The sequence below is a fragment of the Aeromonas diversa CDC 2478-85 genome (assembly GCF_000819805.1).
Classification (GTDB): Bacteria; Pseudomonadota; Gammaproteobacteria; order Enterobacterales; family Aeromonadaceae; genus Aeromonas; species Aeromonas diversa.
Genome location: NZ_CDCE01000037.1, coordinates 275,771 through 291,288, shown reverse-complemented (window position 1 = coordinate 291,288; position 15,518 = coordinate 275,771). Strand labels below are relative to the sequence as shown.

The 15,518-nt window shown below is 62.2% G+C and carries 12 protein-coding genes; 4 read left to right on the top strand and 8 right to left on the bottom strand.

Annotation, left to right across the window (positions count from 1 at the left end):
* Positions 1-57: 57 nt before the first annotated feature.
* From fruA to fruB, 3 genes are read right to left on the bottom strand one after another with little or no spacing between them, the layout of a single operon-like run.
* The gene (gene fruA, locus BN1121_RS18555) at positions 58-1,776 is read right to left on the bottom strand and encodes a PTS fructose transporter subunit IIBC (protein WP_005358553.1); all 1,719 of its coding nucleotides are present in this window, start codon (positions 1,774-1,776) and stop codon (positions 58-60) included.
* Positions 1,773-2,723: a 1-phosphofructokinase gene (gene pfkB / locus BN1121_RS18550; protein ID WP_005358550.1), complete on the bottom strand. Its 951-nt coding sequence runs from the start codon at positions 2,721-2,723 to the stop codon at positions 1,773-1,775. The genes fruA and pfkB overlap by 4 nt, the downstream gene beginning before the upstream one ends.
* Positions 2,720-3,835: a fused PTS fructose transporter subunit IIA/HPr protein gene (fruB, locus tag BN1121_RS18545; protein WP_005358548.1), complete on the bottom strand. Its 1,116-nt coding sequence runs from the start codon at positions 3,833-3,835 to the stop codon at positions 2,720-2,722. The genes pfkB and fruB overlap by 4 nt, the downstream gene beginning before the upstream one ends.
* A 298-nt stretch (positions 3,836-4,133) precedes the next feature.
* Here fruB and cra point away from each other — a divergent pair, with 298 nt between their 5' ends.
* Together cra and BN1121_RS18535 are read left to right on the top strand one after the other, a co-directional pair.
* A complete protein-coding gene (gene cra / locus BN1121_RS18540; RefSeq protein WP_043598184.1) occupies positions 4,134-5,114 on the top strand; it encodes a catabolite repressor/activator in 981 nt (326 codons plus the stop codon).
* 246 nt (positions 5,115-5,360) lie between these two features.
* Positions 5,361-6,554, top strand: coding sequence for an aromatic amino acid transporter (locus BN1121_RS18535; protein ID WP_005354022.1), 1,194 nt, complete (start codon positions 5,361-5,363; stop codon positions 6,552-6,554).
* A gap of 40 nt (positions 6,555-6,594) precedes the next feature.
* Here the strand turns inward: BN1121_RS18535 and BN1121_RS18530 are convergent, their stop codons facing one another.
* Positions 6,595-7,092, bottom strand: a complete 498-nt coding sequence (locus tag BN1121_RS18530) for a ClbS/DfsB family four-helix bundle protein (protein WP_005354031.1) — start codon at positions 7,090-7,092, stop codon at positions 6,595-6,597.
* Between the two features lie 61 nt (positions 7,093-7,153).
* Entirely contained in the window at positions 7,154-8,182 is a 1,029-nt protein-coding gene (gene fbp / locus BN1121_RS18525; RefSeq protein WP_043157620.1) for a class 1 fructose-bisphosphatase, read from the bottom strand.
* 321 nt (positions 8,183-8,503) lie between these two features.
* Here fbp and BN1121_RS18520 point away from each other — a divergent pair, with 321 nt between their 5' ends.
* The gene (locus BN1121_RS18520; RefSeq protein ID WP_005354044.1) at positions 8,504-10,120 is read left to right on the top strand and encodes a peptide ABC transporter substrate-binding protein; all 1,617 of its coding nucleotides are present in this window, start codon (positions 8,504-8,506) and stop codon (positions 10,118-10,120) included.
* 130 nt (positions 10,121-10,250) lie between these two features.
* Positions 10,251-10,385 carry a hypothetical protein gene (locus tag BN1121_RS20280; protein WP_268744120.1) on the top strand — a complete coding sequence of 45 codons (135 nt, stop codon included), beginning with the start codon at positions 10,251-10,253 and terminating at the stop codon, positions 10,383-10,385.
* A 131-nt stretch (positions 10,386-10,516) separates the two neighbouring features.
* On the opposite strand, the gene ppiD is transcribed toward BN1121_RS20280, so the two are convergent.
* The 3 genes from ppiD to lon all read right to left on the bottom strand — a co-directional run bounded on the left by ppiD (position 10,517) and on the right by lon (position 15,424).
* The gene (ppiD, locus tag BN1121_RS18515; protein WP_043598182.1) at positions 10,517-12,430 is read right to left on the bottom strand and encodes a peptidylprolyl isomerase; all 1,914 of its coding nucleotides are present in this window, start codon (positions 12,428-12,430) and stop codon (positions 10,517-10,519) included.
* Positions 12,431-12,558: 128 nt separating this feature from the next.
* Positions 12,559-12,831 (bottom strand): nucleoid-associated protein HU-beta, encoded by a 273-nt coding sequence (gene hupB, locus BN1121_RS18510; protein WP_005354046.1) that lies wholly within the window; start codon positions 12,829-12,831, stop codon positions 12,559-12,561.
* Positions 12,832-13,063: 232 nt separating this feature from the next.
* Complete coding sequence (gene lon / locus BN1121_RS18505) at positions 13,064-15,424, bottom strand: endopeptidase La (protein ID WP_005354048.1); 2,361 nt, start codon at positions 15,422-15,424, stop codon at positions 13,064-13,066.
* Between the last annotated feature and the right edge of the window lie 94 nt (positions 15,425-15,518).

The window sequence follows — 15,518 nt, the reverse complement described above, 5'->3', positions numbered from 1 at the left end:
CTGTGAGCGATGGCAAAGAAAAAAGCGGCCCCGGGGCCGCTTTTCATCTTACCGGGTTCAGGCGGTGGCGAGGTTGGCCGCCGGCTGCTCGGTGCGCTTGAGGATGGCGTAGGCCGCGCCGGTCAGCAGCGACCCCGCCGCAATCGCCCCAATGTACATCATGACGTTACTGATGGCGTTCGGGATGAAGAGTACGAACAGGCCGCCGTGGGGCGCCATCAGTTCACAGCCGAACAGCATGGAGAGGGCCCCGGTCAGGGCACCACCCGCCATGCAGGCCGGGATGACACGCATCGGATCCTTGGCGGCGAACGGGATGGCCCCCTCGGAGATGAAGCACAGACCCAGCACGAAGGAGGCCTTGCCCGCTTCCTGCTCCGCCTTGATGAACTTCTTGCTTGCCAGGAAGGTGGCGATACCCATTCCCAGCGCCGGTACCATGCCGGCGGCCATCACCGCCGCCATGGGGGCGTAGGTCTTGGAGGCCAACAGGCCAACCCCGAAGGCGTAGGCCGCCTTGTTGACAGGGCCACCCATGTCAAAGCACATCATGGCGCCGATGATCACCCCGAGCAGCACGGCGTTGGCCGAGCCCATGTTGTTGAGGAAGGCGGTCATGGTGTTCATGATGCCTGCCACCGGGCCGCCCACCACGTAGATCATCACCAGGCCCGTGAACAGGCTCGCCACCAGCGGAATGATCAGGATGGGCTTGAGCGCCTCCAGGGTCACCGGCAGACGCACCTTGTCACTCAAGTACTTGGCGCTGTAACCGGCGAGGAAACCCGCGACTATGCCGCCGAGGAAGCCGGCGCCGAGCGAGCTGGCCAGCATGCCACCTATCATGCCCGGGGCCAGACCCGGGCGGTCGGCGATGGAGTAGGCGATGTAACCGGCCAGCACCGGGATCATCAGGGCAAAGGCCGAGGCGCCGCCGATCTTCATCAGGGCCGCCGCCAGGGTGCCTTCCACCTTGAACGCCTCGATGCCGAACACGAACGACAGGGCGATGATGAGGCCGCCCGCCACTACCATGGGCAGCATGAAGGAGACGCCGGTCAGCAGGTGCTTGTAGGGGCCGGCCTTCTCGGCCTTCTTGACCTCGCTCTGGGCGCCGCTGTGGCGATAGACCTTGGCCTCGCTCCAGGCACGCTCGATCTCGGCGCGGGTCTTCTTGAGCGCGGCGCCGGTGCTGGTGCGATAGACCGGCTTGCCGTCAAAGCGTGCCATGTCCACCTCGATGTCGGTGGCCAGCAGCACCAGGTCGGCGGTGGCGATCTCCTCGGCGGTCAGGGCATTTTGTGCACCGACCGAGCCCTGGGTCTCGACACGGATCCCGTAACCCAGCTGGGGCGCGGTGTTCTCCAGCGCCTCGGCCGACATGAAGGTGTGCGCCACCCCGGTCGGGCAGGCGGTGACCGCCACGATGCGCTTGCCGGCCTTGCCGGTGGACGCAGGTGTGCTGGCCACATGGGCATAGGGCTTGGCCTGCTCGGCGGCGGCGCGCAGCAGCGCCTCCGGCGCCTGGATGGCCTGCTCCAGCTCGCCCCGATAGAGGCGCTTGCCGTCAAAACGGGCCAGGTCGATGTCGCTACTGGCGGCGACCACCACCAGCTCGGCGGCCGCCACGTCGGCGTCAGTCACCACCTGGGCATGGCCGCGGGCCTCGGCCTTGACCTCCCAATCCAGTGCCTTGGCCGCCTGTTCGAGGCGGCGTGCGGCGAGAAAACCGGTGGCGATGCCCGCCGGGCAGGCCGTCACTATGAGTGCTTTCATTGGGCATCTCCTTGAGTCATCAATTGTGTGATCACCACACGTTCCATCAGGGGCGCGAGCTGCTCGCGCCCGGCAAATCCAACCGCGACCTGGCTCACCGCCAGGGCCGAGGCGGCGGTGGCAAGGCGCACCGTCTCCTCCTTGGGTAATCCGGTGGCCAGCCCATAGACCAGACCCGCGACCAGGGAGTCACCGGCACCGACCGTGCTCACCACCTGCATGCGCGGCGGCACCGCGCGCAGCACCCCTTCCTGACTGAACCAGAGCAGGCCACGGCTGCCGTCGGAGACGACCACCTGACCGACCCCGCGCGCCAGCAGGGTGGTGGCGCAGGCCTGCTGATCCGCGTCACTTTCGATGGGACGCCCGGCCCACTGGCCGAGCTCCTCACGATTGGGTTTGACCAAGGTCGGGGCCCCGTCCAGACCGGCACGCAGGGCGGCGCCGCTGCAGTCGAAGATCACCTGCTTGCCGCGCGCCTTGAGACGCACGATGAGATCGCGCGCAAATTCGGGCTCGATCCCCTTGGGCAGGCTGCCGGCCAGCACGAACCAGTCGTGATCGAGGCAGAGCCGGTCGAGGGTAACCAGCAGCGCCTCGCGGGCCTCTTCATCCACACTCAGTCCCGGCAGGTTGAGATCGGTCACGCGCCCGGAAAGCTCGGCGACCTTGACGTTGATGCGAGTCTCACCGTGTACCCGTACGAAGACGTCGGTGAGCCCCTTGCGACCAAACAGTTCGACGAAGGGCGCCTGGTTGCCCTCCCCCAGCCAGCCGGTGACGGTCACGTCGCAGCCGAGATCCTTGAGCACCATGGCCACATTGATCCCCTTGCCGGCGGCGCGCAGGGAGGCCTGCTCCACCATGTTCACCTCCCCGGCTACCAGCTCGCCGAGACGGGCGGTGAGGTCGAGGGCGGGGTTGAGGGTGATGGTAGCGATCTTCATGCGGCGACCCCTTCACCCAAGCCGGCGGCGATGGCCTCGCCCAGCCCCTTGAGGGCGGCGTCGGCGTCACTGCCGCTGGCGCGAAACGCCAGGCGATGACCGCACTTCACCCCGAGCCCGATCACCTTCATCAGGCTCTTGGCGTTGACCTCTTCACCGCTGCCGTCGAGGTTGGCGACACGGATGTCGGCCTCATACTCCTTGGCCACCTTGACCAGCATGGCGCCGGGACGGGCGTGCAGCCCGTGAGGGTTGACGATGGTGAAGGTGGCGTTGTGGCCGTCGCTCTCTGCGGCCTGAGCGACCTCCCCTCGCAGCAGGGCCAGCCCGCCCTGGGCCAGCTCGCCGAGGCGACCGGCACCGGCCAACTCGACCAGACGGGTCAACTGGACCTCGTGTCCGCTGCCGTTAGCACACAGCAGCAGCAGGGCGTTGACTGCACTGCCGGCCGATTCGAACGCCTGCTCGGGGGTAGCCAGCAACCAGCCGGCCTGGGCGGCGCGGGTGCGCGCCAGCCACAACCCTTGCCCCAGGTGCATGGGCACGTCATCCAGCAGGGTCGCCAGGGTGGCGCTGTCGAGCCAACCGGCGGACTTGGCTCGGGCGGCCGCCCCCAGCCGCAGCTCGTCGAGGCCGCTGGCAGGGAAGCGTTGCAGGGTCTCAAAACCCGGCTCAGTGCCACCGCCCTGCCCGCTCAGCACCCGGATGATGTCCTCCACGTCGGTGGTGGCGCGCAGCTGCAGCGCGGCTGCCTCGTCCCCCAGCACGTGGGTGAGCTGGCGCAAGATCCCCAGGTGCTCGTCGGACTTGGCCGCGATGGCGATCACCAGATAGGCCTTCTGGCCGTCGTCCCACTCCACCCCGTCCGGGAACTGGGCCACCTGCACGCCGGTCTGGCGCACCAGGTGGCGGGTGTCGGTCGTGCCGTGGGGAATGGCGATGCCGTTGCCGAGGTAAGTGGCGTGCTGGGCTTCGCGAGCCTGCATGCCGGCCAGGTAGCCGGACTCGACCAGACCGGCGGCTTCGAGGCGGCCCGCCAGCAGGGCGATGGCCTCGCCTTTGCTCGCGGCGCGCTGGCCGAGCAGGATCTGTTCAGGTGCCAAGGTCAACATAGATACTCTCCGTCATCATCAATCTGGTTGTGCCCGCCCAAGTGTAGATCACCAGGCAAGAGCGGCTGGAACGTTTCAGCTTTCTGCGTCAGCAGAGGGACTCATATCATCGCCCCTGCCCTTCGTCTTCTGGCGTCACCATCGATTCTGATACTGAACGCTGACAAGCTGAATCGTTTCACTTACACTCAAGACTGAATCGTTTCAGCGATTTGATCAAGCCCACGCCAGCGGCAACATTCCAATGGTATGATCGGGCGCACAAATTTACGGGGACGTGGAGCCGAGTGAGGAGACAATGAAGCTCGAAGAGATTGCCGCACTGGCGGGGGTATCCCGCACCACGGCCAGCTATGTGATCAACGGCAAGGCCGAGCAGTACCGCATCAGCCAGGCTACCCGCGACAAGGTGATGGCCGTGGTGCAGGCCCACCACTACCAGCCCGACAGCCGGGCCGCCTCCCTGCGCGGCGGGCAGACCAAGACCCTCGGCTTCATCCTGCCGGATCTGGAGAATGCCAGCTACGCCAAACTGGCCAAGCGTCTCGAGCAAGGGGCCCGTGCCGAGGGGTATCAGCTGCTCATCGTCTGCTCGGAAGACGAGCCACAGACCGAACGTGAGCTGGCCCAGATGCTGCTGGCGCGCCATGTGGACGCCCTGCTGGTGGCCAGCTGCCTGCCGCCGGACGACCCCTGGTATCGCGAGCGCCAGCGCGAGGGAGCCCGCATCATCGCCATCGATCGGGTGCTCGACCCGGCTCATTTCGTGTCGGTGGCCAGCGAGAACCGCAAGGCATGCGAGGAGCTGACCCGCTCCCTGCTTTCCCCAACCCTGCCGAGCATCGCCCTCATTACCGCCATGCCGGGGCTCACCATCAGCGAGGAGCGCCGCGAGGGCTTCGTGCAGGCGCTCGAGGGGCATGGTGCCCAAGTCTGGGAGTGTGCCGGCGCCCACTTCGATCGGCGCGAGGGCTATCGCCTGATCAAGCAGCTGCACGAGCAGCGCGGCGCCCTGCCGGCGGCCCTCATTACCACCTCCTACATACTGATGGAGGGGGTGCTCGACTACCTGCTGGAGCAGGAGGTCGAGATGAGCAGCCTCGCCATGGCCACCTTCGGCGACGATCGCCTGCTCGATTTCTTACCCTGTGCCATCCACTCCCTGCCCCAACGCCACGACGAGATCGCCGCCAAGGCGTTGCAGCTGGCCATCGCCTCCATCGGAGGCCACTACCCTTGCGGCGTGCACGCCATCGGTCGCAGCCTGCACCGGCGCTGATCCGGACGCCGGCCGCACCGGCGTCATCTTTTCTTTCCACACCCTGGCCACAAAAGTGGACGAACAGTCCCTTTTTGCTTGCCAGGGCCCCTCTCCCTTGTTTACAGTGGCAACCCTCTCTTACAGCGGGTTATGCTATGTCGCTTCTTCTCGACAACCGATATCTCTAGCCACCAGCCTGAGGCTGGTGGCGGCATCCATTCCATCCCTATTTTTGTGTATAAAAATATTTACGGAAACGAATTCATGCGATCCAGAACACTCGGTTGTACCCTGCTCATCGCCGGCACCACCATAGGCGCCGGCATGCTGGCTCTGCCGCTGGCGGCCTCTTCCCTCGGCGGCCCTGCCACCTTGCTGCTCATGGTGATCCTGTGGGCCCTGATGGCCTACACCGCCATGCTGCAGGTCGAGGCAAGCCTCACCACGGGCCACACCCATTTGCATCAGCTGGCGGATCATCTGCTCGGCCCCTGGGGCAAGCGCATCGCCGCCTTCTGCATGCTAATGCTGTTTTACTCACTGGCCGCGGCCTACATCAGCGGCGGCAGCAGCCTGCTCGCCCAGGCAGTACAGGATGAGGGTTTCGCCTTAAGCCAGGAGCGCGCGGCCTGGATCTTCACCCTGCTCTTTGGCGGCCTGGTCTGCGTCGGCACCCGCTCGGTCGATTACATCAATCGCCTGATGTTCGCCACCAAGCTGGTGATCATGGTGGCGGTGCTGGCCATGCTGCTGCCGCGCACCGAGGGGCAGCACCTGTTGGCCATGCCGCTCGAGCAGGGACTCCTGCTGGCGGGCCTGCCGGTCATCTTCACCTCGTTCGGGTTCCACGGCTCCATTCCGAGCGTGATGCTCTATCTCGGTCGCGATCCGCGCCAGCTGCGCCGGGTGTTTGTATGGGGCTCGGCCCTGCCGCTCATCCTCTACGTGCTGTGGCAGGTGGCCATCCTCGGTCTGCTCGGCCAGCAGAGCCTGCTCGCCAGCGGCGGCGCCCTGGATGGCCTGCTCGCCAGCGTCGGCCAGGTGATCGACTGGGGCGCCTTCAGCCAGGCCATGCACCTGTTTGCGGATCTGGCGCTCGCCACTTCCTTCCTCGGGGTGACTCTCGGTCTGTTCGATTTCATGGCCAAGGCGCTGGATCGCAAGGAGAGTGCCGTGGGTCGGGCCCAGACCGGCCTCATCACCTTCGTGCCGCCCCTGCTGTTTGCCCTCTACTTCCCGCAGGGCTTCATCATGGCTCTGGGCTACGCCGCCATCGCGCTGGCCGTGCTCGCCGTGCTGCTGCCGGTGGCGCTGGTGTGGCAGGCGCGCAAGGTGCCCGAGCAGGGGAGTTACCGCGCCCCCGGCGGCACCTTGGCCTTGGCCGGCGCCGCCACCCTGGGGAGTCTTATCGTCGTGGTGCAGATAGGCGTCTCGGCGGGCCTGCTCCCCACCTTGTGATCGGATAGAAAAAGGCCGCAGATGCGGCCTTCTTTTTTTATCACCCCCACTCTTTGGTCCATCGCCCCAGCTCGGTGGCGATGCGCCGATATGGGGCGATTGTATTGACTTGCAACCACTTGGCCAGCGGCCACTTGTCACCGCACCACACCCTCTGGTGGCGCATAAACAAGACCTCTTCGCTGCTCTCCAGGATCCAGCCGCGAAGGGTGGCAACCTGCGCCTTCCATTGGCCTCTGAGCTCGACATAATCTGCGGCCGCCCGGCCCTCATAAAACGACCGATTGAGCCGCCCCAGCTCATTCCACCGAAAACCCGGAGCCGGCATCACGGCCACGCCACCGGCACACTCGGTCGCCTCCCAGGAGAGCAGCAAGGCCCCCCATCCCAGCAAATAAGAGAGCCGATCGCATGGGCTCTCCCCGAGTGGGCCGAGGCGAGCCCGGGGAGCAGAGATCCCATCGACCAACCCCGACAGCCGGATACTGGCCTTGTCAAAGTCAGCCAACAACCCATCACGGGTCACGGCCAGCGGCATGGGGGCTCCTTGTGTTGCCTCACTCACCAAGTCAACAGGGGCCTAAGCCCCTGTGAATGCCTTACTCGGTCGGCGCCTCGTGGGAAGAGAACTCCCGCATAAAGGCCTCCGCCCGCTCTACCATCTTGGTGGAGCCGATAAAGTAAGGGGTACGCTGGTGCAGGGCGGTGGGTTCGATGTCGAGGATACGGCGGAAGCCATCGGAGGCCTTGCCACCAGCCTGCTCAATCAGGAACGCCAGGGGATTGCACTCATAAAGCAGGCGCAGCTTGCCCTTGGGAGCATTGGTGCCGGACGGATAGATATAGATGCCGCCCTTGAGCAGGTTGCGGTGAAAATCCGACACCAGGGAGCCGATGTAACGGGCGGTATAGGGGCGCTGGGTCGCCTCGTCGAGCTCCTGACAATATTTCAGGTACTTCTTCACCCCGTCCGGGAACTTGATGTAGTTGCCCTCGTTGATGGAGTAGATCTTGCCCTCCTGGGGAATACGCAGATTCTCGTGAGAGAGGCAGAAGCAGCCGATGGAGGGGTCATAGGTGAAGCCGTTCACCCCGTAGCCGGTGCTGTAGACCAGCATGGTCGAGGAGCCATAGACCACGTAGCCGGCCGCCACCTGGCGATGGCCCGGCTGCAGGAAGTCCTCCAGCACCACGGGGGAGCCGGCCGGGCTGACCCTGCGATAGATGGAGAAGATGGTACCGACCGAGACATTGACATCGATGTTGGAAGAGCCGTCGAGCGGATCGATCAGCACCACATACTTGGAGTTCTTGGCCAGCGCCGAGTCGAAGGCGACAAAGTCTTCTTCCTCTTCCGAGGCCATGCCACACACCTCTCCGCGGGCCTCGAGGGCCGCCTTGAAGCGCTCGTTGGCATAGACATCGAGCTTCTGTTGCACCTCTCCCTGCACGTTTTCGGCTCCGACCGAGCCGATGATATCGGCCAGTCCCGCCTTGTTGATCTCCCGGTTGACCACCTTGGCCGCGAGTCGGATAGAGCTGAGCAAGGAGCTGAGCTCACCGGTGGCGCTGGGATACTCGGCTTGCTTCTTGACGATAAATTCACCGAGTGTGACCATGTTTTTCATCGTATGTCCTTAACGTGAACCGTTGGCGTTGAAAACGTTTGCAAGTGAGCGCAAAAAAATCGCTGTTCTTGGGTGACAGCGCTGTGTAACCGAATGTAACGCCTTTTTTTGCTTTTTGCAGCGAATTAACTCGCCTGAATCCCCCCTCCCGCCTCCCATAGTACCGCCCTGCTACCGTCACATTGCACGCATTGACCGGGGCGATCCGGTTCGGTGAGATGACTTTATTTTTACTGCGAGTTTATCTCACCGCCTTGTCTCGGCGCACGGCTTCACGCACACTGCCGGTTGCTCGGAAGCAAACATAACAAGGATATTTTCATGAAGAAGACCCTGATCGCGGCCTCGCTGGCTGCGCTGTTCTCCCTCCCCACCTTCGCAGCAGATGTGCCACCCGGCACCCAGCTGCTCCCCACCGACCAGCAGGTGTTCGTTCGCAACATCAACACAGAGCCAGCCTCAATCGATCCTCAACTGGTCGAGGAAAGCGCCGGTAGCGAGGTGGTCAACGATCTCTTCGAAGGCCTCTTCAGCCTTGATGGTGAAGGCAAGCTGGTGCCGGCCGGTGCAGTGAGCTACGAGGTCGATCAGAGCGGCACCGTGTACACCTTCAAGCTCAGACCCGAGGCCAAGTGGTCCAACGGGGATCCGGTCACCGCCGGCGACTATGTCTATGGCTGGCAGCGCGCCGCCGATCCCAAGACCGCGTCCCAATACTCCTGGTTTATCGAGCTGATGGGGCTTAAAAACGCCGGTGATGTGCTGCAAGGTAAACGACCGCTCTCGGATCTTGGGGTCAAGGCGCTCGATGATCACACCCTGCAGGTGACTCTCAAGAGCCCCACCTCTTTCTTCCTCAAGACCCTGGCCCACTACACCACCTTCCCGGCCCACAGGGCCACCATAGAGAAATTCGGACAGGAGTGGGTCAAGCCGAGCAACATCGTCTCCAACGGCGCCTATGTGCTCAAGGAGTGGACTCCCAACGAGCGCCTCATCGCCGAGCGCAATCCCACCTACTGGAATGACGCCAAGACCGTCATCAACAAGGTGATCTACCTGGAGATCGCCTCCGAGACGGCCGGCTTCAACCGCTATCGCTCCGGCGAGGTGCACTACACCACCTACCCCCTCGAGCAGTATCGCAAGATCAGGCAGGAGAGCCCCAACGAGCTGGTCAATGTGCCCATCCTCGCCAGCTACTACTACGTCTTCAACACCAAGCGCAAACCCTTCGACGATGTGCGGGTGCGCCGCGCGCTGTCGCTGGCCATCGACCGTGAGGTGATCACCGACAAGATCCTGGGCCAGGGCCAGATCGCCGCCTACAGCTTCACTCCCCCCATCGTCGATGGCTTCGAGCTCAAGAAACCCGAAAGCCAGCTGATGACCAAGGCAGAGCGTATCGCCAAGGCCAAGGCACTGCTGACCGAGGCCGGCTACGGTCCGGGTAAGCCGCTGAGCGTCGACATCCTCTACAACACCAACGAGGGGCACAAGCGCATCGCCCTGGCGGTATCCTCCATGTGGAAGCAGAATCTCGGCGTCAATGCCGTGCTCAACAACATGGAGTGGAAGACCATGGTCTCCACCCTCAACGAGGGTGACTTCAACGTCAGCCGCTACGGCTGGAATGGCGACTACAACGACGCCTCCACCTTCCTCGACATCATGACCAGCTCCAGCAGCGCCAACAGCGGTCAATGGAAGAACGCAGAGTATGATGCCCTGCTGGCCAAGGCGCACGACTCCATGGATGCCGCCGAGCGTACCCGCCTCTACCAACAGGCCGAGGCCGTGATGGACAAGGAGGCGCCCATCGCCCCTATCTACTTCTCGGTGAAGTCTCGCCTGCTCAAACCCTTCGTCAAGGGCTACCCCTATCAGAACCCGCAGGACGTGGTCTACAGCCGCGAGATCTACCTCACGGCGCAGTGAGTGAGGAGGGGAAGCGCAACGCTTCCCCTTTTTTCTTAACCGTATGAGTCCAACCCATTTTTTATTCACTTTACGTTCATAAAACGATGGTACGGTTTGGGCTCCATTCACCCAGCAAAGGAGTCCTCTTATGGAAGAGTCGATTCATGAAGAGGTGGTGCAGATGCGCCAGGAGTTCGAACAACGTGCCCAGGCCAAGGCCAGAGAGCGTTGGGATCAGCGTGTTGCCGAGCATGAGCAGCGCAGCGCCGACGACGAGGCGTGACCTCCCTCAGGCAAGGCGAACGGCCTTGCCTGAGGGCTTCAACTCCCCCTGACGACGGCGAGGGCCCACCGGCTCAGCCAGCTCATAAAAAAACCCGCCACATGTGGCGGGTTTTTTGTCTGAAGCGAGCCTTATTCGACGACCGCTTCCTGAGTATCAAAGTATTCGATCTTGGCGGCTTTACGCAGGCTGTTGATCAGTGCCTTGTAATCGGCCTGTGCCTTCACCTGCCCCAGTTGACCCTTGATGAGCTCGGCCATCTGGGTCGCCTTCTCGGGCACCTGGACGGTATCCAGGGCGACGATCACCTGATCACCATTGCTCTGGGCAATCAACTCGACCGTAGGTTGATCCTTGCCAGGATGCGGCATCCGGAAGATCTCGGCCACCAGGCTCTGATCCAGTCCCTGAGCAAAACGGGTGACGCCCTTCTCGCTCTCAAGCTTGAGGCCGAGGGCAGCCAGGTCCTTCTCGCCGGCAGCACCGGACTTGAACTTGGCCATCAGCTCCTGGCCCTTACTGCGCGCCACTTCACTGGCCTTGCTGTGCTTGATGGCAGCAACCACCTGATCGCGCACCTCATCCAGCGGCTTGGGCGCCTTGACCTTGTGGTCCATCACGTGCAGCACCAGCGCCTTGCCATCACCAATTTCGATGACGTCGGAGTTGGTGTTTTCCTCACGCAACATTTCGGAGAACGCCGCGGAGAGCACCTTGCCATCGTTGAGCGGAGCCGGTGCACTGCCCTGGGTGAAGTAGTCGCTGGAGATCACCTTCAGACCCACCGCCTTGGCGGCGGCGTCCAGTGAATCCGGATTCTCGAAGCTCGCATCGGCCAGCTTCTGCTGCTCGGCGAAGTAACGCTCACGCGCCTTCTCTTTCTGCAGACGATCCTTGGTCTCGACCTGCACCTGCTCGAAGGGACGCACGGTGGCCGGCTCGACCCCACTCAGCTTGATGATGTGGAAACCGAACTGGCTCTTCACCACGGCGGAGAGATCACCGACCTTGGCAAGCTCGAACGCGGCCTTCTCGAACGCCGGATCCATCACGCCCTTGTCAAACCAATCCAGCTCGCCACCCTTCTTGGCAGAGAAGGTATCGGCAGAGTCACGCTTGGCCAGCTCGGCAAAATCGCTACCGCCCTTGAGGGCAGCCAAGACGTCCTCGGCCTTCTTCAGCGCCGCTTTCTCATCTTTACCGAAGGGGATCAGGATATGCGCCACGCGACGACGTTCGTTGCGCTGGAACTGATCCTGGTGCTGGTCGTAGTAGTCACGCACATCCTGATCGCTGACCTGGATGTCCTGAGCCAGATTGGCGGCGTCGAGCAGCAAATAGTCAACCTTGACCTGCTCGTCGTTCATGAAGCGGCCCTGGTTGGCATCGAAGTACTGCTTGATCTCTTCGTCGCTCACCTGAACGTCATTGAGGTAGCGCTCGGCCGCCAGACGCACCAGGCGCACATCACGGCCCTGCTGATAGAGCTTCTCGAGACTACCCGCTTCACCGTTGAGCACGAATTCGCTGCCGAGCAGGCCACCGATCAGTTGCTGACGCACCATGTCCTGACGAACGTTCTCGCTGAACATCTCGGGAGACATGCCGGCACGCTGGATCAGCTGCAGGTAGCGCTCGTTGTCGAACTTGCCCTTATTCTGGAATTCGGGCATGGCAACGATCGCCTGTTTGATCTGCTCGTCACCGATCCGCAGCCCGAGCTCGTGCGCCTTGGCATCGACCAGCGCCTGTTCGATCAGGCGATCCAGTACGCTGCGACGCAGCTGCTTCAGATATTGGGGATTCTCGGCGAGGCGATTGAACTCTTCACCCATCTGCGCCTCGAGGCGAGCGCGCTCGTTGCGGTAGGCAGTTTCCAGCGCCTGGGGGGAGATCTCATTGCCGTTGACGGCGGCGACGGCGGTGTTAGCGGGGCGGTTCAGATAACTACCCACACCGGCCAGTGCGAAGGAGAGGATGATCAGGCCCAAGATGACCTTGGCCACCTTGCCCTGCGCCCCTTCGCGAAGTTTATCCATCATCATGTTTTTACTGTTGCTCCAGGCAAAAACAATAAAAAGGCGCACCGAATGCGATGCGCCTAGGTCAATCAGTATGAGGGAAGCCCTCTCACATCTTCGCTTCGACGAATCGAACCGGAAGCCGAGGCGGCTTAGTTGACTGCGTCTTTCAGGGCCTTGCCGGCTTTGAAGGCAGGTACTTTACCGGCAGCGATCTCGATGGTGGCACCAGTCTGCGGGTTACGACCGGAGCGGGCAGCGCGCTCGCGAACGGCGAAGGTACCGAAACCAACCAGAGCAACCTGGTCACCCTCTTTCAGAGAGTCGGTAACGGCATCGATGAAGGCATCCAGCGCACGACCGGCAGCGGCCTTGGAGATATCAGCGCCATCGGCAATCTTGTCAATCAGTTGAGATTTATTCACTCTTAATTCCCCTTTTATCGAACATCGCTACGGCGCTGATTTCCCTGGCCGCAACAAGTGGAGGTTTTATAACAAGCCTCCTGATCAGTTGCAAGTGACAATCTGGCGCAAACCCGCGCCACATCACGCCTTGCGACTCATCATGAGTTCCCGGTCGGGGGACAAGGCTACTGCCCTTAATGAGACCTTGCAACCCTTCTCCCCCGCCCTCATGCACCAAATTTGCGGTACATCATGCTTTGACGTCAGAAACGACCTCGAAACCCTGCGGATTCTCGGCCAGGGCCAGCTCTAGCACCTGATCGATCCAGCGTACCGGATGGATTTCGAGATCCGCCTTGACGTTGGCCGGGATCTCTTCCAGATCGCGTTCGTTCTCTTTCGGGATCAGCACCCGCTTGATACCACCACGGTGAGCGGCCAGCAGCTTCTCCTTGAGGCCACCGATGGGCAGCACTTCGCCGCGCAAGGTGATCTCGCCGGTCATGGCCACATCGGCCCGCACCGGATTGCCGGTGAGGCTGGAGACCAGAGCGGTACACATGGCGATGCCGGCACTCGGACCATCCTTCGGGGTTGCCCCTTCCGGGACGTGCACGTGGATGTCGCGCTTCTCGTAGAAGTCGGCGTTGATCCGCAGCTTCTCGGCACGGGCACGCACCACCGTCATAGCGGCCTGGATGGACTCCTGCATCACGTCACCGAGCGAACCGGTGAAGGTGAGCTTGCCCTTGCCGGGCACAGAGGTCGCCTCGATGGTGAGCAGATCGCCCCCCACCTCGGTCCAGGCCAGGCCACACACCTGACCCACCTGGTTGTGATCCTCGGCCTTGCCGTAGTCGAAGCGCTGAACCCCGAGGAACTCCTTGAGGTTCTCCTGATTCACGGTGACGTGCTTGATGTTCTTGTCGAGCAGGATCTTCTTGACCGCCTTGCGACAAATCTTGGAGATCTCCCGCTCCAGGCTACGCACCCCGGCCTCACGGGTGTAGTAACGGATCACCCCGAGAATGGCGGAGTCTTCGATGGTGATCTCGGTCTCTTTAAGGCCATTGCGCTGTACCTGCTTGGCCACCAGGTGCTGCTTGGCGATGTTGAGCTTCTCGTCCTCGGTGTAACCGGACAGACGGATCACCTCCATACGATCGAGCAGCGGGCCCGGGATATTCATGGAGTTGGAGGTGGCGACAAACATCACATCCGAGAGGTCGTAGTCCACCTCGAGGTAGTGATCGCTGAAGCTGTTGTTCTGCTCCGGATCCAGCACCTCCAGCAGGGCAGAGGCGGGATCGCCGCGCATGTCCGAACTCATCTTGTCGATTTCGTCGAGCAGGAACAGCGGGTTTTTCACCCCGACCTTGGCCATCTTCTGGATGAGTTTGCCCGGCATTGAGCCGATGTAGGTACGACGGTGACCACGGATCTCGGCCTCGTCACGCACCCCACCGAGGGCCATGCGCACGTATTTGCGCCCGGTCGCCTTGGCAATTGACTGACCCAGAGAGGTCTTGCCGACACCGGGAGGGCCAACCAGACAGAGGATGGGCCCCTTGAGCTTATTGACGCGAGCCTGCACCGCCAGATACTCGAGAATGCGATCTTTCACCTTCTCGAGACCATAGTGATCCGCGTCGAGGATGGCCTGAGCCTTGGCGATATCCTTCTTGACCTTGGTACGAGCCTTCCAGGGCACCTGTACCAACCAGTCGATGTAGCCGCGCACCACGGTCGCCTCGGCCGACATGGGGGACATCATCTTGAGTTTGGAGAGCTCGGAGAAGGCCTTCTCGCGCGCCTCCTCGGGCATGCCGGACTCTTCAATCTTGCGGTTGAGGGCTTCGAACTCGTCGGGGCTGTCTTCCAGCTCACCAAGCTCTTTCTGAATCGCCTTCATCTGCTCGTTGAGGTAGTACTCCCGCTGGCTCTTCTCCATCTGCTTCTTGACGCGAGAACGGATACGCTTCTCGACCTGCAGCAGATCGATCTCGGACTCCATCATCGCCATCAGGAACTCGATGCGCTCGGCGACGGAGGCAAACTCCAACACCTTCTGCTTGTCCTCGAGCTTGAGCGGCATGTGGGCAGCCATGGTATCGGCCAGACGAGCCGCATCATCGATCGCCGCAATGGAGGTGAGCACCTCGGGCGGGATCTTCTTGTTGAGCTTGATGTAGCCTTCGAACTGGCCGATGGCGGAGCGCACCAGCACTTCGGCTTCCCGCTCGGGGAGCCCCTCGGAGGCAAGGTAGCTCGCCTCGCCCACGTAATAGGCACGATCATCGACCATCCGCTCCAGGCGTGCCCGCTGGCCGCCTTCGACCAGCACCTTGACGGTGCCATCGGGCAGTTTGAGCATCTGGAGAATGTTGGCCACAGTACCGACCGTGAACATCTCCTCGACGGTCGGATCATCTGTGGAGGCATCCTTCTGGGCAATGAGCAAGACCTTCTTGTCGTGCTCCATTGCCGCTTCCAGACACCGGATGGATTTTTCCCGCCCCACGAAGAGTGGAATGACCATGTGGGGATAAACCACCACGTCACGAAGAGGCAGGACGGGAATCTCGATGCGTTCTGAACGCTCTAGGTTCATATATGTCCTCTCGGCTTGTTATACCGTTGGCTAGCGCTTGGCTGAGTATATGGGGGCTGATCGGGGGGATTCAACGAATAAGGAGCCAAAAAGC